Genomic DNA, 21,578 nt, shown 5'->3' with positions numbered 1-21,578 from the left:
GCCGGTCTACGCCTCCCTCATCCAGGGCGACAAAGGCGAGCACAAGCTCATCTGGTCCCGCTGACCAGCCCAAGGGCGCTCCGCTCAAAACGGGGCGCCATTACTCGATCACGTAGCCCAGCGCGCGATAACCCACGCGCCGCTTTGCGGCCATTCGGGCCAGCACAGGAACGGTGTTATCGACATAGTCAACGACCATGACGTCTCGCTTACCATCGTGCTGTCGATGCAGACGACCTACATATTGCGCCAAAGTTCCTTTCCAGGCGATCGGCATCGTCAAGAACAACGTGTCCAGCCTAGCATCGTCGAAGCCTTCCCCGATGTAGCGGCCTATCGCAAGTATGAGGCGCTCATCATCGTCGGTGACCTTCAATGCCGTGTTGGCTTGCTTGCGATCTTTGGCGGACATGCCACCGCGCAGCACCACCAGATGTTTCACGAATGGCGAGAACCTCTGCTGAAGATAATCGAGGTGGTCATTTCGGCTGTGGTCTTGCGCCAGGGCCGCGTAGATTGCTGGCATTGACGGTCGTTCGACCGACGCCAGAGACGCTGGCAGCTCAAATTTCGTCGACCGATCACGCGCACGATGGCGAATGCCACGCTCGGCAGCCTGGACCCTTGCGTCTACCCGATGGCGGACGGGACCACACTGCATGAAGATAATGGGATGATGTCCGTCCTTTCGGGCGACCGTCGCAGACAGGCCAACCACGTATCGTGCCTTTGATCGCCGGGCAACGAGCTCAAAGCTTGCTGCGGATAGTTGGTGGCATTCATCAACAATCAGATGACCATAATTGCCGACGATATCATCGACCTCGCCATTGCGTACCAGGCTCTGGATCAGCGCGACATCGATAACGCCCGTCGGCCTTTTTTTCCCGCCGCCGATGATGCCGATCTGCTTTGGATCTATAGTCAAAAAGGAACTCAGTCGCTCCACCCATTGCGTTAGCAGTTCGCGTCGATGAACGAGAACCAGTGTGTTGCGGGCGCGGCGTGCGATGAGAGCGGCGGCGACCACTGTCTTGCCGAAGGCCGTCGTCGCAGCGAGCACACCATTGTCATGCGCGGCGAGAGCGTCAAAGGCCCGCGATTGTGGCCGGCGCAGTTTCCCTTGGAACGAAACCTCGACAGGTAACGCCTCTCCATCTTCGCGGTGATCCTCCAAAGCGACAGTCGCGCCATGGCCTCTGATGAGTTCAATGGTTTCGTCGAAACAGCCTCGTGGCAGAGCGACATGGCGTGGATGAAGTTCGGCACACGAGATGATCCGAGGCTTCCCGAATGTCGGTAATCGCATCGCTTGCGCGCGATAGAATTCTGGGTTCTGGAACGCTGCCAGACGCACAAACTGCGCTATCAGCGCCGGTGGAAGCTCCGTCCTGTCGATATAAACCTGATCGGCGACCACAACCTTGATGCACCGTGGGATGACGGCTTCTATTCGCCGCGGCTCGCTACGACGTGATGGCAACATCTTCCACGGCTCGTCGGCATGTTCGTCATCGACCGGCATCCGAACGCCCAAGACCCGCCCCGACAATTCAGCCTCGTCAGCAACCTTGAAGACCGAGCCTGCCGATAGCCTGGGCAAAGACGACAGATAGGCCCACTGGTCATCGTAAGGCCGTAGGTCGTCATCGACGAAGACGCTGTTGCCGTTTTCGCGGGCCTTTCGTTGAAGGGGAAGCGCGATCCGATTGCCGAAGCCGCCAATCGGCATCGTATCCTGATTGGGAAAGAAACGGTCATAGGACGTGAAGCCGATCTCGGGTCGGTTCTCCATCGTCTCTGTGATCAGAGCCGCGCCCAGTTGTCGGGCGATTTTCGCCGGAACAGGTTCGGCGAAGAATATCCAGACATGGCCGCCGTTGCCCGACCGCGACCTTTCAAGGGCTGCGGCAATTCCTTTGGCGCGACAGGTGGCCAGCAATGCTCTGGTGTCTTCCGCCCAGCTTTCCTTGTCGAAGTCGGCTGCGAGGAACCAGCATGTTTCGTCCTGCAGCAATGGATATACGCCAGCTGCAAAGTCGCCAGACCGCGGATCGCCGCCACGAAGGTGCTTTTCAATGATGTCCCCGGAAGTTGGAATGAAGGCCTGATGCGGACATTCGCCGCATTTCACCTTCGGTTTGCCGCAAATCCCTTTTGCCCATTCGTTCGAACACGCCGGCGAGTATCCGGAGGCTCCAGTCTTCCTGTTCTCCCATCGCATCGGGAAGACATCCGGACGCCCGGCGACAAGGCTTCGGAACAGGGCGATTTTCTCGGACGAAGGCGAGCCGTTCGTAACTGGGGCATCGGCGAAGGAGGTCCGCTCGCCAGCCTGGCGATCGGATATCAACTTTCGCTCAAGTGTTTCCAGTTCGAGCGCAAGCGCCATCCGCTGCGCATCCAGAGCGGCTAACCGCCGTCTAATGCGCGTGATTTCGTCGGAAGTTTCACCCGCATCGGCCAAAGTCTTAGCTTCTCACCGTTCAAGTCTCGATCGACCATAGGCCAAGGCGGCCTCAGGCTGAAGACACTAACGCTTGGCGCGCAAAATTCGATGAAATTATGCGGAGCAGAATCCGCCGCAACTACGGCAAATCCAGCCTTCAGCGATCGAGGCTCCGCATAATCCCACTCTCAGTATAATCGACGTTTTGCGGTGCACCGCAAAACGTCGAGTTCGGCGCGGCCTGGCAGAAGCGTTCCGCCGAGACGGATCGAGACTATCTTTCGGTCAAGCTGGACGATCCGAGCTTCCCCGCCCCGATCTACGCAACCCTCTCCGAGGTCGAAGGCGAGGACGGCTACCAGCTGATCTGGTCGCGCCCCAACCGGGACTGAGATCCGGACAAGGCCCCGCCGCGAGGCGGGGCCAAACGGTCGTACAGACAAAGCCGGAAGCCGGTAACTGCACGGCATACGCGGTCTGAGACCGATGTTCTCTCGCATGCGCCGGGTCTTGGTACCACCTACGAATGGAGAGCATCGCACAGGGCGCCAAGTACCGGCAGAACGAACCTGATCGCCATGTCGAGGCGAACAACCCTACTGCCGCGGCGACGGCGACCAGTTCCGCTTCTCCTTTCGAACCGGCTGTCAGCTCCATCGGAGGTGTTGCAGCCCGTTCGTCATGACGCAACCTGCCGCTGCCAGAATTTCCCCGCCGCGCTGCGGCTCCTCGCGGACCAAAATTCAGTCGCCGGCAGGTCCCTTACTTCGTTTCGGCCCACCGGCCGCCGACTCCACACCCTGGGCAAGGTGATCTGCCCCTTCTTCCGCAAGAGAAAGCTTGGCTTGAAGGTCGCAATCACTATCCCGTTCTTCGTCGAGATCGAGGTGTCCCTCGAACACAACTGGAACAGGCGCCGACGAGCCGCACCATCCCGGCTAGCTTTGTGGCTTTCGCAAAGTCGGCATCGAAGCGCCGACCGATAACCGTTTTCGTTTCTGTCGGAGACGATCGAGGAACAACTGAACCGCTTCCTCTCCCCGTTCGAAATGATCCCAGGTTTCGGCTCACATTGCGCCTTTAGAAGAACGCCACATACCGAAACGACGGCTCGATGCCGGCAGGAAACGGCATATTTCCCAACGACAAAGCAGGTTTGCGGCGGATCAAACACGAAGTTGCAGGAATTCGCCAATGGTCCCGCATATGCTTCATCTACCAAGTACGGTGGAAAGGAACTGAACTGGCAATCTATGGCAACGGGAGTACTTGCTGAAATCCGCGAGTCAACACGTCAGTAAACGATTAGCGCTCCAAAGGCTCTTTTTGCAGAATTATCGTTACTTCCGAATCAACGCGAACAATGGAGACCGAGATGGCAAAAGCGCCGAATCACGGAATTCCAACGCACACGCCTCCCTAACCACCGCCCGGGAGGCCGGGGCGTCCGGATGGCGTCCCTCCCGGTCCCAAGGATCCCCCAAAAGCCTCCGGATTGTCCCGTGGGCTGACATCATGATAAGGCTCCGAGATCTGAAGCCTGGTCTGGTTTCCCATTGGGAACCAGCCTGGAAGGGTTAGATTCGAGTTCGAATTGAAGGACCTTGCCGCCTTCGTCGGGGACACCCTCCGTCTCGATGAAGTTCAGCTTGCAGAAGGGGTGCTACGGCTTGCATTTGACTGGCCCCTCTCCGACGGTCGCGTATTGCCCCTTGAAGCGGCGTTTCCCGACACCTATCCGTTCGTCCGTCCCCAGGTGGTGCTGCGCGGGGAAAGAGCATTGCTCACCTGCCGGCGGGACCCTCTGTCTACTCGGACGGGATACGGGCCTCTGGTCGGCGGAATGGAACTTAGCGACCTTGCTAGAGCGGCAGCTTGAAACCGCTGTGAACGGAACGGGTACCGAGGATCCGCAAGGCGAGCCCATGGAGGTCTGGTGGAACCTATCTGGCGCCCAACTGCGAGGGATTCGTCGAGGGCAGCTACGTGCTGGTCGACTCCGGCTGGCAGTTCGGAGACGCAGCAACTGGAGCCGTACGTCTCGCATATTCGACAAAAAGTGGGAGGGAGCGCCTTCCGCGGCGCGACGAAGACGGAAACGTCCTCGCGACGAAGGGCTTTCCCCTCCCCCCGGAACTGCAAGCCAGCAGCAAGACCGCAACGTTTCCCTGGCGACGCCAAGACCGCTTCCCTCCTCCCTCGCGCGAGAAATGGCATGATAAGGGGTCCGGAACAATCTCGCCTTCAACCGACGCGCTATCGACAATTCCTCGACATCCATCTCGATCGCGGTGACGATACAGTCGACCGAACAGAGCGCCGGCGTCAAAGGGAGAGGCATACCTCTTCCCACAGCTCTACGGACCCGCGAATTCGTTCCGCGCAGCGAGGTCGGATCAAAGGGTCACGAACCCGTCGCTGGTTGTCGTTCCGACCTTCTGTCGGTGTCTTGAAGAACAAGACGGGGCCGTCTTCGGATTGAGTGCCATTGGTGCTCCCGTCGCGATCGAACTCGCTCGCAATGACTGCAAGCAACTCGTTGTCGTTGACCACGACGTTGTCGCGCCTGGGTCGATCCGCTGGCGGTTAGGCGCAACAGCATGGGGCACTGCGGTAAAACAGCATATCGATGCGAAGTATCCTTGGACGTCGGTGGAAAGCATTTTCGCACTTCATCGGAATGCCGACCGCTCGCGGTGGGAAGGGGGACGCTTGCGTGCTCCCCCCCGATCATCGAACGGGCGGATCTCGTAATCGATACTACTGCTTCGTCCGGCATCTGATCAACCGATGCTTTTCGCGTTATATTGAGGGGCGCTTTAGCGCCGCAGGCGCTGCCAGGAGACCCGTCGGGTTCGGCTATGACGTCAGCGAATCGACACAAAATCGTGGAAACGCTTTCCGCGGTGCAGTTAAGTAGCATGGGATAATGAGCCCATTCATCCTCGGCCGGACGTGGCTGCCGTGCTCGTGGGGCGACATAGCAAATGCACCAACTTGCTTCATCCTTGCGCAACAATAGTTGGCGATCGCCTGATGTTGACCACCGGCGGACCTACCTGATCCCTGTCTCATTACGAAGGGCCGGACAAGGGGCTCCTCAGCGCAAGCCGGGTAGTCTAAGATCAACTGATCTTCACGTTCATTCCGATTTCCATCCGGAACAAACATCGGCAGCTCAAAATGGGTGAACTTCCTCTTTCGTCCGCCACGGCAGCATTGACAAAAGCTACGCCCTAGAGTCAGCGTACGACCTGAATGTTCAGGAACCTTCGAGAGAACTCAAGATTTCGCCGTGATAGCCTGAACTTCTTTCTGTCCGCTTCGGATCGCCGTGAGGAACTCGGGCCAGCGAGCGATGCCGTCTATTCCCTTGGGCTCTGCCAAGTGTTGCGATGTGAGTCGGTACCAACTGAGTGAGTAACCGCTCGGTCAGTCGCCGAGTGCTAGCCTCGGTTTGGCTTTACGCCGGAACAATACGTGGCCAAGGAGTTGCCGACTTTGCGCTAAACCCTTGGCGCGGGAAGATAAAAACGGAAACCCCGCAGAGCGCCAATCGATCGCGGGAACTGGATTGTAGGTCCTCTGCCCGTCGGAATAGACGCGGGTCGCGCGCCAGGGCGCCGTACTCCCAACGGAATACCGGAAGTCAAGCCGTTCGGCCGCTATCCCCGTGCTTGTGGGGCCAAGCCGAGCGTTGATATCGATGAGCTTGCTCCCAATGTCTTGCAGGGGTATTCGAAACCACCTCGAGCCATGTACTGGGTTAAATGAGATTTGAATTGGATGTGATAGGTGCGCCTCGATGTGGTGACGACCATCGAGGTAACGAGTTCCGGTTCCGAAGGCTTGACGATGAGGTGGATCGTCTGAACTTCTGCCGGGCCTGACGTGGCCGGCTCGATCTTCACTGAACGGTATCCCCTACCCGCACGTCGCGAACTGCTCGCCACTGTCGAGCTCGATGTGGCAGACTTGCAAGGGCGAGCAGATGACCAATGGTTGAGTTTCACCGAAGAGAAAGACGACCTTGCCGTCGGCTCCTTCGTGACGACTCCGGTACCAGCCCGCCATTCGCGGGAGATCTGGGTCCCCTTCGCCTCGCCCGCGTTCATAGTTTGGGCAGAAGCGGGCATTCCCACCGCTCCAAACGCCCATGGCTGCCAGGGCAGCAGCCAGTCTCATCGTTCTCTCCTTGAAGTCGGCATCAAAGCTGTGCCGTCCAGTCGAAGTCCGTCAGGTAAAGACCTATCGGGTTAAGTCGGCCCACAGACTGGTCCTGCGGCGTCGTGAGCGTAACCGTCGCGATCCCTCTGTAGCGACACACCCCGGTTTCCTCGCCCTTCCGGTCACGCCCAACTCTGTCCAGTCGATTTGATAGGATCAGTCGGAAAGGGCGACGATGTTGTTCACTTCAACTGCTACCGTGGCTGTGTTTGCCTTGTCGAACAGAGAATTGCTGCGAAACGAGGCGTTTACCTTCTCGGTCGAAGGGTGGGCGGTTCGCAGAAGAGCGCAGGTGCGATCGATACAGCCTTTCTGGACGACGGCGTCCGGGGTGACCGAGCGGAAGCTAACGATAAAGCTCCCTAAAGTCGCGCGCATCACTCGGGGGTCGGCACATTCGATCTGCTCCGGAAAACCTGCGCTGAGCGCCGTTCCGAACCTCTCGGCCTCGACTATGTAGGGGACGAGCTTCACCTGTGCGCTCTGAAAGAGCCCATAGGCAAAGCCGATAACGGCCAGGTTCCCTGGGGAGATCGGCCGGTCGAAAAAATTGAGCCGGGTCGTGGAGCAGGCTAGGGAGGCGCACAGGACCTTTCCGTTGGCGACAGTGCTGAAAACCTGCCCGGAAAGCATCGATAACGGCGGAACGATCGGCAGTTGGCACGACTTGATGATCGCCGCCGTCACTGTACGAATGATGCTTTGCGTTGATCCCTCGGCTTATCAGGATGCCTGCCTGCTAGGCGCTGAAAGCGCCGCGACGCTGGTTGCGTTTACTCTTGAAAGGGTCGGCCACATCGATTCGCCCGGCGACTATCTGCGGGATCTGACACGGAGGGCCCGGCGAGGCGAGTTCTCGCTCGGTCCGGTGCTCATGGCCTTATTGAGAGGACGCGCAGAGAAGACGCGTAGATGGTCGTACGCGAAGGGGCCGATGTAGGTCGACAGATCGGCTCGCCGGCACCAAAGGCAACATCCAAGGCGTGCGATGTTCGCGATAAAACGAATGTGGGGGCCAACGGCTCTTCAGAAAAGTTCCCCGCGGGGAACTTTTCTGAGTCCTGGAGAGAGTACGGATGGGAAGCCGCGATCAAGAAACCCCGAGGTGACGGAAATTATCGCCCAGTTCGCTTCTGGATCGCATCGAAAGCTCTGGACTTACAAGCACTTACCGGAGCCGCGAAACAGCATCAACAGAGGTGTTCAACCCCCGTGGCGCGGCGGCGAATCCCCGACTGCGCGAGCAGTCTCTGACATTTCTTGCGCTAAGGCAACGGCGGTGTGGCGCCCTCTCCCAACATCTGGTGACCGCCAAGTTAACTGCAGAATGTGGCGCCTCCGGGCGGCGCCGAGGCCGTAAAGCCCTCCCTTGGCGCCCGCCATTACTTGTCACAGGAGGGGCCTGAGTTATCCGCGATGAGTTGCTGGCATCGCGCCGGCGCCGTTGCGAGTGGCGGGGTCACTTTTTCGCGCTTAGTCGCGTTCTGCGGATGCTCTGTTCTCCGAAACACGAGGAATGCCCCCCGCTAGCCAGAGCCTCCGTTCGGACAGGTGCCCTCTCCTCTTACGAATCGATAAACGAAAGGCAACTCCTGGTCTCGGGACGAGAGCTTTGAACATCCCTGTCTTGAGGAGCCTCAGGCGCGTGCTTATGCGACCGCCTGCCCCTGATTCTTTCTGGACGTGTTGCTTCGGCGCTTCATGGTTTCGCGGGCTTCTTCGCGCTGCTGTGCGGCCGCCCGTCACCCCTCACGTCGCGGCCTGACGAGAACCTCTTCTGTCGCTGAAAGTTCCCGGGAATTTTTGTATTTCAAGTGCCAATGTCCTTGCGGGGGCCGAGGATCAGCGCGCGGCAGTTAGTCACCGATCGCGATCGCCTTCCCTGTTCCGCTAAACGTTCCCCGCGGGGAACCTTTTCAGCTGCGTTAGCCAGCGACCGTGAGTGCCCCGGCGTACGTCCAACTCAAATATAGAGAGCCGGTCGATGGAAACGGCGATTCCGCATGATCGGTCTCTCGGATCGTGAAGTTTCCCGCTGGGAGCTTTTCCGCCGGCAGGCATTGGCGGCGCTGCGTCAGGTAGCTAAAGGCAAGGAAGGGCGCTGGCAGCCGTTTCTGACGATGCCAATGCTTGCAGCGATTTAAAGGCGGCTCAAAAGTTCCCGCGGGGAATTTCTGAAACGGACGCCATCTTGTCCGGGCGCCTTAGCCGTTGGCGTAATCTGAGGCGCGGACGTGGGTCAGATAGACACGGGCCCAAGCATTCCATTCCCTTAGAAGTTCCCCGCGGGGAACTTTGGACAGGGCTCAGTCCCCTGTGCTTGCGTGTGCTAGGTTTGCTGCGAGATCGAGCCGGTTCATGACTGACCGCTATCTAAGCTCAGATATACTTGTTCACTCAGGAGTTCTCCGGCGACCGCTTGAGCGCCGCATTCGATCGATGGGCTCTCTCGGACGGTAACATCAGCCGTCACGTTCTTAGCCGTTGGTGGACCAGAACGCGTAAAGCCGAGGACCTAGTCGTCCGCTCAACGCTCCCTTGCTGACTTTGCTTTGAGGCTCGGCCAGCGCCGGGAGACCTCATTACACCTCAAATACTTTCCGTTTCGGGAGGGTGCTGCGTTCCTAAAGTTCCCCGCGGGGAACTTCTCGGCGGTTAGCCAGTCGACCCGCCTCACTGTGATGAGGGCGATCGGGCATGAAGGCGCTGTCATTGTTGAAGTCAACGCCTAGAAGCGGAAAGGGAACAGCTATCTCGCCCGCTTGATGGCAGCAATCACAACACCGCTTTCGCGCGTCTGCACGGGCACGCACTCGTTCCAGTCCTGTGGCGATATCGGTCAGCACCATTATCTGCACAAACTGCCGGACGACTAGGTGCCGGAATGGGCCACGAAATCTGCCTCGACAGATGCGGGCGGCGGATCGTTCCAGTCGCCGCAGGGCGCGCCGGCGTTTGCCCGCCGCGAGCCACAGCACGCACTTCCGAGAGCAGGCGATCCATTGTCACCGCGCTGATCGTCAGCAGCTTGTCGCGAAGCTCGCCATCAAGATCTAGTCGGCTATGTCGCTCGAGGGCCGGCGCAGGATGGGAACTAGCGGCTTGAGACGTTTCCAGCAGAGCCGTTCAGACGCCTCCCACAAGACTACGAGTGCTTCCCGAACTTCGGCGCCATAAAGCACGGGATATTGTCTGGTGGGTGACGAACCGACAGCTCGAGGTCGCAGTACCCGGATCGCGTGCTTTGCGATGATAGCCGGTAACCGCGACGAACTCGTCCAAGATCCATTACTTGTCTGCCCGGCAGCTCGATCGATACCGCTCGACAATCGCTTCAACCAATTCCAACCGCATCGCCATGCTAAGCCGCCTCGCCATCCAGCGAACCAGAATGATATCAATGGAATCATCCCGTCGGGGCGGCGGCGACCCTATTGGTAACAACATCAGGCAATGCGCGGGGCTAGTTTTTCATTTCGCCCGACGCCCCCTCAGCTCATCGGTGTTGGTGCACACCGTGGAATTGATGCATCAGGCCGAATCGGAGTACGCCTTAGTTGCGCAAATTTTTCGAATTTGCGGCTATTCGAGTAGTTACAGGGTTGTTAACAGGCGATTAACCATTCCACTGATTAAGTGATGGTAAAAATCACCAGGGATTCTTTTGATGACGCGACACCTAAGCAGCCTCGCCTTCATGGAGAACTTTTCGACCAAGCTCGAATTGGCTTTGAACAATCTGAGCATGGCCCAATTTCCTCCAGATGCGCGCCGCACGATGCGCAAATTCACATCCACGGAAGTTGCCGGCCTACTCGGCGTTACCGAGGCTTACATCCGACAGGTTGCCGCAAAAGAACAAGGCCCAGCGCCGGAAATAGCCAATGGCAGGCGCTTCTATTCGCTCGAGCAGGTGCTCGAGCTCAGAATGGCCCTTGGCGCCAATGGTCGCAAAAAATGGATGAATCCGCGTCGCACCGGCGATGAGCAGTGCCAGATCGTTGCCGTCACGAATTTCAAAGGCGGATCGAGCAAGACGTCCACGACAATCCACCTAGGCCACTATCTGGCACTGAGGGGATATCGCGTTCTGGCAGTGGACCTTGATCCACAGGCCTCCCTGACGGCTCTCCACGGTAGCCTTCCCGAATTCGACTATCGCGGAGGCGACACGCTCTACTCTGCCATCCGCTTCGATGACCCGATCCCGACGAAAACGATCATTCACAAGACCCATATCGTCGGTTTCGACGTCATTTGCGCCGGCCTAGAACTGACGGAGTTCGAGACTTCCGTCGCGCTGGAGATGCGCCGCTCAGGCGGCACGGGCTTCCTGCTTCGTGTTTCGCAGGCCCTGGAGCAAGTGGTGGATGACTACGATTTCATCCTCATGGACTCCGCACCGTCGCTCAACTTCCTGACCCTCTCGTCACTAACTGCCGCCACGGGTGTGATCATTCCGGTTCCGGCCCACATGCTCGATGTCGATTCAACGGCAAAATTCCTGGAGCTGGCTGCTTCCTACATGCAGATCCTTAATGAGGTCGGCACCTCGGCTCAGTGGGATTTTGCCAAGTTCCTGATCACAAAGTTCGAGCCTAACGACCATCCGCAGGCCAACATGTCGGCGCTGATGCGGCAGGTCTTTGGTGAGAATTTGCTTTTGAACTCTGTCATCAAGTCCACGGCAGTAGCAGATGCACTGACGTGGAAGCAGAGTCTCTATGAGGTGCAGAGATCACGTTTTTCCGCGCCAAAGACCTATGATCGCGCAATCGAGTCCATCAATGCCGCGAACGCGGAACTCGAAGCACTCTTTTGGAAGGCGTGGGGGAGAGAATGAGCCGTAAGGATTCGAAAGGGCTCTTTGCCAACGTCCTCGGTCAGCTGGAAAATTCCAACGAGACCGCGGGGCTCCACCGTTCGACGTCGCCGCACCTTCTCAAGGTAGCCGCCGGTGTTCGTCAAATGCAGGAACGCAGTGAGCTTGCTGAACGCCTTCTGAAGGACGGCGGTCAGATCATCGAGATCGAACCAAGCGAGATCATGGAATCTGCAATTCCTGATCGCTTCGCATCCGCATACGATGAATCCAGTATCGCCGAACTCATTGAATCCATTCGGGAGCATGGGCAGAGCACTCCCGGGCTCGTCCGTTCGGTTCGGGGAGATGTCAAGCGGTTCCAAATCGTCTTCGGACGTCGGCGTCTGGCCGCTGCGAAAGTCCTGGGCATTAAGTTCAAGGCCATAGCCAGGGAACTGACCGATGAAGAGGCTATCGTCCTTCAGGGCGAAGAGAACAGCAATCGCCACGATTTATCATTCATCGAGCGCTGCCTTTTCGCGCAGTCCCAGGAGCTCGCCGGTTATCGGCGCGACGTGATCTGCAACTCTCTGAACACCGGCAAATCCCATCTGTCAGAAATGATAAGGATTGCGACGGCGTTGCCGCGAGACATCGTCCTTCAGATCGGTCCTGCTCCAGATATTGGGCGACGCAGGTGGTTGGATTTTGAAGCTCGCTGGTCATCACACAAGGAGCCGGCTCGGGTCGCCGAGGCAGTCCTCATCAAGGACGTTGTTCGCAATTCCCCGAGTGAATCGCGCTTTGCTGCAGTCCTTGACGCGCTGAGCACGGCTGAAAAGTCGCCCGTAACATCGTCGAGCACAAGCGAGCTGATCGCCCATGGTCTCGTGCTCGGCCAGGTTCAGCACGGCAAGTCCGGTTCGAAGCTGACATTCAACAAGTCTGTGCCGGCTGGATTTGTCGAATTTATTGCGGGCCAGATTGAGGACCTGCACGACCAGTTTATCCAGCGTGCCAGCCGTGGCAGCCAGACGACGAAATCAGGAGGTTAATCCGCAAAAGAAAAAGGCCCCCAACGACAAAGCCGTGGAAGCCTTCCTCTGATTTGTAGCAAGATCGAGAATCGCATTTCCACGAATCGCCGTCAAGAGTCTTTGGCACCGTTTTTGGTGAGCCGGTTTCTTTTGCCTTATCGAAGGTGAAGGGAAATGGAGAGTAGAAATGTAACGACGCCCTTCGGGCGGCGGTCGATGACGCTTGCCCTCTTGGCAGGTCAGTTCATTTCGGGCGAGGTCGCGCCCGGAAGGTCGGCAGACAAATGGAAGCTGTTCCGCGCGCTCTGCGAGGCAAAGCCTCGGCTTGGCATCACTGAGCGAGCGCTTGCCGTCCTGAATGCGCTCTTGAGCTTCTATCCGGAGAATGTGCTCAGCGGGGAAGCCGGTCTGGTAGTGTTTCCGTCGAATGCACAGCTGTCGCGGAGAGCCCATGGCATGGCCGAAGCGACCCTTAGACGGCATCTTGCGTTACTCGTCGAGGCCGGGCTCATTACCCGCAAAGACAGCCCGAATGGCAAGCGCTATGCGCGCAAGTCCCGCAGCGGAGCGATCGACGAGGCCTTCGGCTTCTCGCTGGCACCTCTGCTCGCCCGGGCGGATGAGATCGAGCGGCTGGCCGCCGAGGTCGAAGCCGAACGGCTCGAACTGCGCCGGCTGCGCGAGCGTTTGACGCTCTGCCGCAGGGACATCGCGAAACTCATCGAGGTCGCGATTGACGAGAGCGTGCCGGGCGATTGGGCAGCGGTCGAGGAAAAGTTCCGCAGCCACATGGCCAGCCTTCCGAGGGTGCCTAGTGTTGGGGAATTGGGGCCGGTTGTCGAAAAGATCGAGAGACTGCGCGGACTGATCGCTAACGAGCTGAAAACGCGAATAAAACGGCCGCATGTGAGCGGCAATCCCGATCAAACTGAGCGGCACATACAGAGTTCAAAACCCGAATCCCTTCATGAATCTGAACCTCGCTCTGGAGATCGGCCGGTTGAAAAGTCGAATCAGGCCGTTCAGCCAGCAAGCAAGACGAACAGATCTTTCCCATTGGCGATGGTGCTGAAAGCGTGCCCCGAAATCGTCATCTACGGCCCCGGCGGGACGATCAGGAGTTGGCCCGACCTGATGATCGCAGCCGCCACCGTGCGAACGATGCTTCGTGTCGACCCGTCTGCCTACCAGGACGCATGCCAGGTCCTTGGCCCTGAAAACGCCGCCACCCTGGTCGCCTGCATCCTCGAGCGGGCAGAGCATATCAACTCGGCCGGTGGTTACCTACGCGATCTAACGGGCAGGGCGCGGCGGGGAATATTCTCGCTTGGACCAATGCTGATGGCGTTGATGCGGGCGAACCAGGGTGCCGGCAGGAAAGCCGGATAGTACGATCGCGAAGCGACTGCTAAGCTGTGCCGAGACTCGAGGAGAGGAACGTATTATGCCGTCAGAGTCACGATCACCACGCCTCGCGTGTCCTGATCGATGCCGACAACACCTCGCCAAGATCGTCGACGGGCTGTTCGAAGTGGTTGCCAAGATCGGCGAGGCGAGCGTGCGGCTCATTTATGGAGATTTTTTGGGCACACGATCGAAAGCCTGGGCGTGCTGGCCAAACGCGCGATCATCCCGCAACAGTAGTTCGCCTATACGACGGGAAGAACGCTTCCGACATTAACTTGGTGATCGATGCCATGGATCTGTTGCACAGCGGCGGTTCGACGGCTTCTGCCTCGTTTCGTCCGACAGCGATTTCACGCGATTGGCCGCACGAATTCGCTAGCAGGGCATCGATGTCTTTGGCTTCGGCGAACAAAAGACTTTCGGCAGGCCTGCCGCAGGTTCGTCACCGAAAACCTGCTGGCTGGAGCGATCAAGGACAATCAGAGTACCCCCTCGGCTGAAAAACAACTGCACCCGGTGCGGCCGTGCCGCTGATCAAAAAGGGTGCTCTCGCAGGAGGAAACCGAGGATGGTTTGGGTGAACCATCGGCACGGTGGGCAAGCAATTGCTCAACTTGGTGCCGGACTTTGATCCGCGTACCTTACCTTGGGCTTCCGCAAGCTCAGCGATCTTATCCGGAAGACAAATCAATTCGAGGTGCAGCAGGCCGAGGGAGGTCCCATCAGCATTCGGCTGAAGCAACGCGGAAAAAACTAGCGGCGGTTGCGAAGCACGCGCCGATCGACCTAAGTTCCTCGTCAGACATGCAATCAGGCTTCACGGCCGCCCACCATCATTTCCCACCTCAATCGACAAGGACCGTTTGCTATGAAGACCGACGAAGAAGAACTGATCAGGACGCGGCCTATGAGTTGTGGGAGAGAGCAGGGCGACCAGAAGGGGATGGTCTTGAGCACTGGTTCCAGGCTGCCAAGGAAGTTCAGTCAGCCAAAATAAACGGCGTTGAGGTGTTGAAGGATGCTGCGGTTCCTGGCGGAACTATTGAATCCACAGTCGTTACCAAGGCGAGAACACCGAAATCCACGGTGACGAAGCAGCCAGACAGCGCGAAGCGGCTGAAAAGGAGCACCGTTTCCAAAACAACCGGTGACAAGAAGGGCAAACGGACTGAGGGCCGTTAGCCAGTTGGATGATCAGGCACGCCGTCCGGCCTGGTCTGCGTTCGCTTTGTTGCCTCACGGTCGCGGTGGCACGCTATGTTGATGCGAAAGTCGAGTTTGAATTCGCCTCACCTTTCGCTCCGGGGCAGGCCGAGCGATTTCGCCCGCTAAATCCAGATCTTTCATTGCCCATACTTCTAGACTCGGGAAAAAGCCTCTGAGAGGCCGATGCCATAGCTTGCCGGCTTTCACGAGACACGCGTTCGGATTTCTGGCGCACCGGCGACGACGAACCCGAGATGATCCGACGACTCAGTTGGGCAAAGCGAACTTCGCAAGAGCTTGCGATATCGTGTATTTCGAACGCGGGACCAAACAGCGGTATGGGCTTGGCCCGATTGATCAGGAACGGGTTGAGGAGGGGCTAAACCAATTCTGCACGGCCGCTGCAATACTTGGGGCCGAGCTTCCCGACCGAAGATGGCCGGTCGGAAGTTCGGTTTCCTATGCAAACTTCCGAATGGCGGCCTTTCTGCCCTTCAACGATGTCGCGAGCTTGCCGCTCGATGATTATCCTTTCTGTCGGCCGCTGGTATCGTCAGCTCCAAGAGATCGATGCCTGGCGCGATCCCTTCAAAGGGGTGGAGGCGCCCGAATTGCCCCCGGGTCCCAGCGCAGGCGCCCGGATGAACCGAACAGAAAGATCGTCCATCCATGGTGATCTCGAAATGTCGGAACTGCCAATCGGGATACCGCAAGCTGGGCCGGCGACGGTGTGCGGAAGTCACGTCGATGTGGTGCGGCTGCGCCTTCCGCGAAACCAACCGGTGCGAAGACGCGGATCCGCAGGCCGGACGTTACCTCGGCGGCTATCAAGCCTGGCCAGCCGGCGCGCGTCGCCGGGCGGTCGTTGGCGTAGCTTCAGGGTGCTTCACCAGGAGCGAAGAGGCTCCTCTGCGGTTCAGTAACGCATGTAGTATCGCATTCTCGGCGGCAATCTCTCAGGAGGCACCGAGAACCTGTCGGTGGAGTCAGTCAGTGAATAATCGCGCAGCGCGCCCGTTCTTGTGCTCGGCATTGTTGTAGTAGCTCGCCGCCTGGGCGACCCAGGCGAATGCTGAGACAGGGGAGGGAAGGGGAGTTCTTGTCGGCCGGTTGTGGAGCCATAGATCGAGCTCGGCAGCGCCCGCCTCGCCGAGGCGCGCCTCGATGACAATGGTGAGTTCAAGGATTGTCGCGGCCGAGATGAAGCGACGTGGGGCGTCGACAACTTTTTGCTCGAAGATTGCTGCTTCCGGTGCATTGAATGCGATCGCCACGATGGCGGACGCGTCAATCACCATCAGTTGGGGAGCCCGTTTTCATCATACCCTAAAATCTCGTCAGGAGAACGTTTATCGAGCACCGGCAGCTGCGCCCAGCGTCTACGGCTGGCGGCAAGCTCCTCAAGAAGGACATCTCGATTTCCCGCGTTTGCGAGCCGCCGCAGCCGCTCTTCCAGTGCGCGGCGGGTCGCCATGGTGATGGTTTCACCAGTCTTCTCGGCCAGCGCCTTTGCAAGACGTTCCGTCTCTACGTCTTTTATGCTGAGTGCCATTCTGGGCTCCTTGGTGCCCGTTTGTCTATATTCTACCTAGTGTCGGCGCGGGCGCAAGAGCGGTCGTCTAGGCTTCCCGAGACATCGCGCGGCTTCGGCGAATCCTCGCCAGCTGCGGTGATGATCAGCGAGAAACATCAAGGGCACGTCTCCAACTGAGGTGAGGGGAGGGAGATGGTAGGTCGGCGATTTAGATGATTTGCGACTCGAAATCAGTCACTATCGATACTTGCAACCTATCGGAAGTGAGACGTGACCTGAACCGTCATACCAAGTGACGAATGGTTACTTTCAGATAGAGTTCGTTTTAGCAAATCATTTACCATGATTTCAATGCGTTATAATATTGGAAACTTGGCACTGAAGAGCTTGATGGGACCCGCTTTTGAAGCGGGTATCGCACGCACGCGCCTGGACGAGCGAATCGCCCGCTCACCGGTCGCGCCAGGCTGGATCGAGCGATCGCATTTCGCCGACGCCTGCGCCTCACTGTGGACCCACGGCGAACTCGTCCTCCAGACGACACGCGGGATATTCGCACACCACCCATGAGCTGACAATTGCCCGCGACGTGTTGCGTACCCGCCGGCGCATTGCCGCCCAGTCACCCGGCTGGGCATTGTCGAACGACGGTGTTCGCATGCTCCGGCAAACCTCGCCCGTGACGTCGGTGGGAACTCAACAGGCCGAGACGAGCGATGGCGCCAAGCGCCCTGTCGAGGTCAAGCCGGAAGAGGAGGGGAAAGATGCCGACGCGCGCGAACGCGGTCCGCTGGTCTATGATCTCGATTGGGATGAGGACGAGCGGCTCGAAGAATGGCGCGGCGTGTTACGGCAGGCCGAAAATTTGCCGGCGGTGTTGCAGGTGATCGTCGCCCTCGATGCCTGGAACGAAATCTCGGTGCTGCAGCATGCGCCGTGGCTTGGCCGCGTTTTTGCCGCATCCATTCTGCGCCAGGCGGGCGTGACCACCGGCGCGCATCTCGCGGCCGTCAATCTCGGCCTGAAAACCATTCCCGTCGATCGGCGCCGGCATCGCGTTCGCGAATCCCGGCTGCTTGCCATCGCCCACGGTCTTTTGGCGGCCGCCGAAATCGGGATGAAAGAACATCACCGGTTGGCACGTACCCTGATGGAGCGGAAGCTCGAAGGCCGCCGGACATCTTCAAAACTGCCGGAACTCGTCGAGCTCGTCATGGCAAAACCGATGGTGTCGGCCGGAATGGTGGCGAGTACCCTCGACGTCGCGCCGCAGGCGGCGCGGCGGATCGTTTTGGAACTCGGCCTCAGGGAGATGACGGGGAGGGGGAGGTTTCGGGCGTGGGAGATTCTTTAGCTTTTGCTTCAGTGATGTGCGGTTCCGAGATCGTGCACCCTGCTGTGCTGAACCGGCTTACTTTGTCTCTGACGACAGATCGGCTTTGACCGAACAGCCGATAGTCGGAGGGTTACAACTCTTCGCCATCCTTTTCCCAATGCACACCTGATCGCATTGAAGTCCGTCCGGGGTGATAAGAAAGAGGTGGTCAAGTGGAAGCGGGCCTGGCCGCTTCTTATGGTAGTGCGTTGTCTCGCCAATTGCCCAAGCTTCCTCAACCGACGCCTCGGGCGAGAAGTAGTGACAGAAAACATAGCCGAGCGGCTTGCCTTCGGTATCGAAGTTGGAAATGCTGGCCTTGATCTTTTCGAACCGGCGCTGCTCGACGGCGTCGCCGCCGAGCGCTTCAAAACCGATGTGAACGATGCCAATCGTATCGTCTGGTAGCTGCTTGTTCGCTTCTGCAAGCTTGCGATGACGTCACGGGCTTTTTTACCGATCGCAACGTCGCATCCGCTCACCCAACGGAGCGCCACAGCTTGATCGACCTCGTCTATAAAGGGCGGGTTAGGCGAGAATCTTACCTTGTGCGCAAGAAGAAGACTTTCGTAGCGAGGATAGGAGCCAAGGAGAAAATTGTTGTATTTCGGACCGGGGTGCATCCAGGATGACTCCGCCAGCGCCGCCTTCAGTGGAGCAAGATCCAGCATCCTCAGCGTTCCCAACGCTAGATCATCGTAAACGATCTGATTTTCAATTTTCCTTCGAACGAAATCGGTCGCCAGGCGAAAAAGGTAATCGTCCGGAAGCTCTTCAATCGCCGTCGTGAACGTCAAATCGAAGCAATAAGAGCCCCCCGTTCGCAATAGTGCGTGCGACGCCGGTTGCCAGAGACCCCGCATTAGCTTTCGCTCATTTTCGTGATACTGGCCGCCCTCCATTCGCTTGCATTCAACCGCAAAACGCTTGTTTCCGCGCGCTACGTCCAGATCGTGTGTCCGCGCTCTGCCCGGTTCTTCTGGGTGGAACGCAACCGCATATCCCTCACGAACATAAGCTGCTGCGACCAGAAACTCGAAGAGGCCTCCGTTGGGTTGAGCGCGCTCCTTGAATATCAGCCGTCTCAGACGCTCTTCATATCCTTCGATCTGTTGCAGATGATCAAGGTTTCGACCCGGCGCTGAGAAGATCGGCATCACGCGGCAGCCGTCGACAACCTCATAGTTTTGGGGATGGTCGTTGAATGCTTCACCAAGGAAAAGGTACCAGGCGAATAGATCTGTCTCATCGTAAAACTTGCCGGCGCCGGTCGGATCCGGCTGCTCGCCAATCAGGGATCGATAAAACCGCTTGGCAGTTTGATCCCGTCTCTTGAACCACTCCTCATGACTCATCGCCGCTTTGAGGTGTTCGACGCAACGTTTGATGTCCGGATCGTGTCCGAAGATTGCGATCTCATCATGAACGAGTTTGTACATATCCTCGGGAAAGTCGAGAAGGCGGCTCACAGGATCGGTCCGATAGCCTCTTCAAGCGTGCGACGAATAAATGATCGTCCCGACCCGGAGGCGTTTTTGAAAGCGTCACCAGAAAAATCAATGTGAGCGGCGCGCGAAAGGTGTTCAGCAAAGAACTCCTTCTTCAATACACGCTTTTCAAGCGCCACAGGTGCAAATACTCGTCTGAGAAGATCGAACAACGCCTGGACGCCCACAGTACGCATGATAAATGACTTTTCGCCAGCTCGAGACCAAAACACTTCTTCGCACGCAACCAGATAGTTGAACACGAGCGTATAGATTAGATTATCGTTGGTCTCTATGTAAGGCGCTCTTAGCGGTGATCTGTCTCTCGGGCCTTCGATCAAGACGCTGCGCGTATTGCGGCTCGGCGTCAACATTAGCTGCGTATCGCGTTTCGGATTGGATGAAAAAAGCTTCATGATCCCTTCCACCACGACCGCCGTCGAGACACGCCAATCCTGTGCCGCTACCAGCTGTTCAAGAGCTTTGTCTTTCTTAGGAGCGATGATAATACGGCCGCGCAGCGGCGAGGCCGGGTCAGTACCAAGCTTGCGGGACAGAAACACCGAAAGCTTGTCAGGCGACCAATATTCGGGCTGTTCCTCATCAATGTTATAGCCGAACAGCTCGTAAGTCAGACTTTTGTCGACAGGCTTTTGGGTCGAATTGATCGTCGCAAAAAGCTGAGCCTGGTAAGGCTTTGGCAGATCGATAAAAATCGAGCAGAGTAGGTTCATCTGCAAACGTTCGACCCTGTCGGCCTCCGCGAAGGCAAACAATCTATGCTGGCCATCGATGACGGCTGCGAGCTGCGCGGCCGTGGGGATTGTCAAGTCATAACCGCCGCAACCATCCTCGGTGACGATCCAACGACGGGAAACTGGAGCGGCCACAGGCGCGTTTGCCGACGTAGCCTCGACGCTTTTGTCGGGGGCCTCCTTTGCGCCATTGAGCTCCTCATCAGAAGCAGGGTTCTCGTCATCCTCAATCATGCCATCTTGTCGGAAATTCGCTGCGAGAATGACCGCGTTCGGAAAGGCAGCGTCTTCCCGATCAATGTATCGGGCAATCTGCTCCAACCGCTTTGACTGTACCACGCGCTGCGTTGCTTCGACCGTGTAGCCGATCCCGTCCGGCTTCATCTTGGCCTGCATCGCGTCGCTGAAAGCGACGGTCAGGAGTGTGTCAGCGGGAATAACCGCAGCGAAAAACGTGTATAGCGGTTGCTCGACAAGGATGGCCTTGGTCGTGAAAGGAAATTCTACCACTTTACACCTCGAAGCCATTAAGGTCGCCCTTGGGTGTGGATTTTGGGTCTGCCCCAAGTGTCGAGCGATCATCGATCGCATCATTGAATGCGGGATCGTTTCCGCTGGTTAGCCACCACATCAGAATTGCAAGCAATGCCCCAATCGTAGCACCTGTGAAAGCGATGATCGGATTGGAAGGTTTTGCAAAACCGAGCCAGACAGCAAGGGCGATGAACACGACGGCATAAGCCACCGAGAAAGCCTTGAGTGGTTTTTGGCCTTCGGCAAAGAGCAATTGCAGGGCCGAGGATCCGGCAAGCGCGGGAAAGAACGTCAGAAGCGCGGTATAGATGCCCGCACTCGTGCTACCGGGCCTGCTGAACCAAAAGGGAATTACCTCATACCATACGCCGAAGCCGCCGAAAAAGACGATGCCAACGAACAAATAGACCCAGAACGTGAAGTGACCCATAGGCGTTAAGAATCTGTGGCTCAGCTCTCGTTTCAGATATGTCATTCCCCCTGAGCCGCGCATCGCACTCCTCTTATTCTCACGTCATGTTGACCAAGTCATGCTCCTGTCCCGTGGACGGCTTTTGGGCCGCTCGTCGCTCTACACGTTTCAGCAAACAGCGCTCCAACCATTTTGTGACGGTCTTCACATGATGGCGTTGTCTCGACTGCTCAATTCTGTATCGCAGGATTGTAAATATTCTCCTGCAGTATTGTTGTGAGGCGCAACGCCGATCCTACTTATCCGAGTGTCGACTGAAAGTGGCTTGATAAGGCGCAGACCCAGTTGTCC

Annotated in this window: 11 protein-coding genes and 7 pseudogenes; 10 read left to right on the top strand and 8 right to left on the bottom strand. The window is 57.9% G+C overall.

The features are described from left to right. Positions 1-100: 100 nt before the first annotated feature. Positions 101-2,467: a DEAD/DEAH box helicase gene (locus QN224_RS30470; RefSeq protein ID WP_283979714.1), complete on the bottom strand. Its 2,367-nt coding sequence runs from the start codon at positions 2,465-2,467 to the stop codon at positions 101-103. A gap of 203 nt (positions 2,468-2,670) precedes the next feature. Between QN224_RS30470 and QN224_RS30465 the strand changes: the two are divergent. After that, positions 2,671-2,841: pseudogene (locus tag QN224_RS30465) on the top strand (DUF736 domain-containing protein); the annotation flags it as partial. 3,184 nt (positions 2,842-6,025) lie between these two features. On the opposite strand, the pseudogene QN224_RS30460 reads toward QN224_RS30465, so the two are convergent. Together QN224_RS30460 and QN224_RS30455 are read right to left on the bottom strand one after the other, a co-directional pair. Next, positions 6,026-6,607, bottom strand: a pseudogene (locus tag QN224_RS30460) (TrbG/VirB9 family P-type conjugative transfer protein); the annotation flags it as partial. Positions 6,608-6,656: 49 nt separating this feature from the next. Next, positions 6,657-7,195: pseudogene (locus QN224_RS30455) on the bottom strand (VirB8/TrbF family protein); the annotation flags it as partial. A gap of 55 nt (positions 7,196-7,250) precedes the next feature. On the opposite strand from QN224_RS30455, the pseudogene repC (QN224_RS30450) reads away from it, so the two are divergent. The 8 genes and pseudogenes from repC (QN224_RS30450) to QN224_RS30415 form a co-directional block, all read left to right on the top strand. Continuing rightward, positions 7,251-7,616, top strand: a pseudogene (repC, locus tag QN224_RS30450) (replication initiation protein RepC); the annotation flags it as partial. Positions 7,617-8,679: 1,063 nt separating this feature from the next. Continuing rightward, the gene (locus QN224_RS30445; protein ID WP_283979713.1) at positions 8,680-8,820 is read left to right on the top strand and encodes a hypothetical protein; all 141 of its coding nucleotides are present in this window, start codon (positions 8,680-8,682) and stop codon (positions 8,818-8,820) included. A gap of 1,523 nt (positions 8,821-10,343) precedes the next feature. Next, positions 10,344-11,519: a plasmid partitioning protein RepA gene (repA, locus tag QN224_RS30440; RefSeq protein WP_283979712.1), complete on the top strand. Its 1,176-nt coding sequence runs from the start codon at positions 10,344-10,346 to the stop codon at positions 11,517-11,519. Further along, positions 11,516-12,535 carry a plasmid partitioning protein RepB gene (repB, locus tag QN224_RS30435; protein ID WP_283979711.1) on the top strand — a complete coding sequence of 340 codons (1,020 nt, stop codon included), beginning with the start codon at positions 11,516-11,518 and terminating at the stop codon, positions 12,533-12,535. The genes repA and repB overlap by 4 nt, the downstream gene beginning before the upstream one ends. Before the next feature lie 156 nt (positions 12,536-12,691). Beyond that, positions 12,692-13,906 (top strand): plasmid replication protein RepC, encoded by a 1,215-nt coding sequence (gene repC, locus QN224_RS30430; RefSeq protein WP_283979710.1) that lies wholly within the window; start codon positions 12,692-12,694, stop codon positions 13,904-13,906. Positions 13,907-13,961: 55 nt separating this feature from the next. Continuing rightward, positions 13,962-14,681, top strand: a pseudogene (locus QN224_RS30425) (NYN domain-containing protein). Positions 14,682-14,728: 47 nt separating this feature from the next. After that, positions 14,729-15,106 carry a DUF2934 domain-containing protein gene (locus tag QN224_RS34155; RefSeq protein ID WP_283979709.1) on the top strand — a complete coding sequence of 126 codons (378 nt, stop codon included), beginning with the start codon at positions 14,729-14,731 and terminating at the stop codon, positions 15,104-15,106. An 8-nt stretch (positions 15,107-15,114) separates the two neighbouring features. Beyond that, positions 15,115-15,756 (top strand): annotated as a pseudogene (locus QN224_RS30415) (glutathione S-transferase family protein); the annotation flags it as partial. A 360-nt stretch (positions 15,757-16,116) separates the two neighbouring features. On the opposite strand, the gene QN224_RS30410 reads toward QN224_RS30415, so the two are convergent. Both QN224_RS30410 and QN224_RS30405 read right to left on the bottom strand, forming a co-directional pair. After that, entirely contained in the window at positions 16,117-16,428 is a 312-nt protein-coding gene (locus tag QN224_RS30410) for a type II toxin-antitoxin system VapC family toxin (protein ID WP_283979708.1), read from the bottom strand. Continuing rightward, positions 16,428-16,682: a type II toxin-antitoxin system VapB family antitoxin gene (locus QN224_RS30405; protein WP_283979707.1), complete on the bottom strand. Its 255-nt coding sequence runs from the start codon at positions 16,680-16,682 to the stop codon at positions 16,428-16,430. The genes QN224_RS30410 and QN224_RS30405 overlap by 1 nt, the downstream gene beginning before the upstream one ends. Positions 16,683-17,006: 324 nt before the next feature. Between QN224_RS30405 and QN224_RS30400 the strand changes: the two are divergent. Further along, positions 17,007-18,018: pseudogene (locus QN224_RS30400) on the top strand (RHE_PE00001 family protein). 8 nt (positions 18,019-18,026) lie between these two features. Here QN224_RS30400 and QN224_RS30395 read toward each other — a convergent pair. From QN224_RS30395 to QN224_RS30385, 3 genes are read right to left on the bottom strand one after another with little or no spacing between them, the layout of a single operon-like run. Continuing rightward, a complete protein-coding gene (locus QN224_RS30395; RefSeq protein WP_283979706.1) occupies positions 18,027-19,508 on the bottom strand; it encodes a transposase in 1,482 nt (493 codons plus the stop codon). After that, entirely contained in the window at positions 19,505-20,791 is a 1,287-nt protein-coding gene (locus QN224_RS30390; RefSeq protein WP_283979705.1) for a DNA phosphorothioation-associated DGQHR protein 1, read from the bottom strand. Before QN224_RS30390 ends, QN224_RS30395 begins: the two co-directional genes overlap by 4 nt. Position 20,792: 1 nt before the next feature. After that, positions 20,793-21,290, bottom strand: coding sequence for a hypothetical protein (locus QN224_RS30385; protein WP_283979704.1), 498 nt, complete (start codon positions 21,288-21,290; stop codon positions 20,793-20,795). Between the last annotated feature and the right edge of the window lie 288 nt (positions 21,291-21,578).

It is taken from the genome of Sinorhizobium sp. 7-81, from assembly GCF_030124405.1.
Taxonomy (GTDB): Bacteria; Pseudomonadota; Alphaproteobacteria; order Rhizobiales; family Rhizobiaceae; genus Sinorhizobium; species Sinorhizobium psoraleae.
Note: the sequence above shows the minus strand (reverse complement) of the source record. Positions and strands in the feature narration are given on the sequence as shown.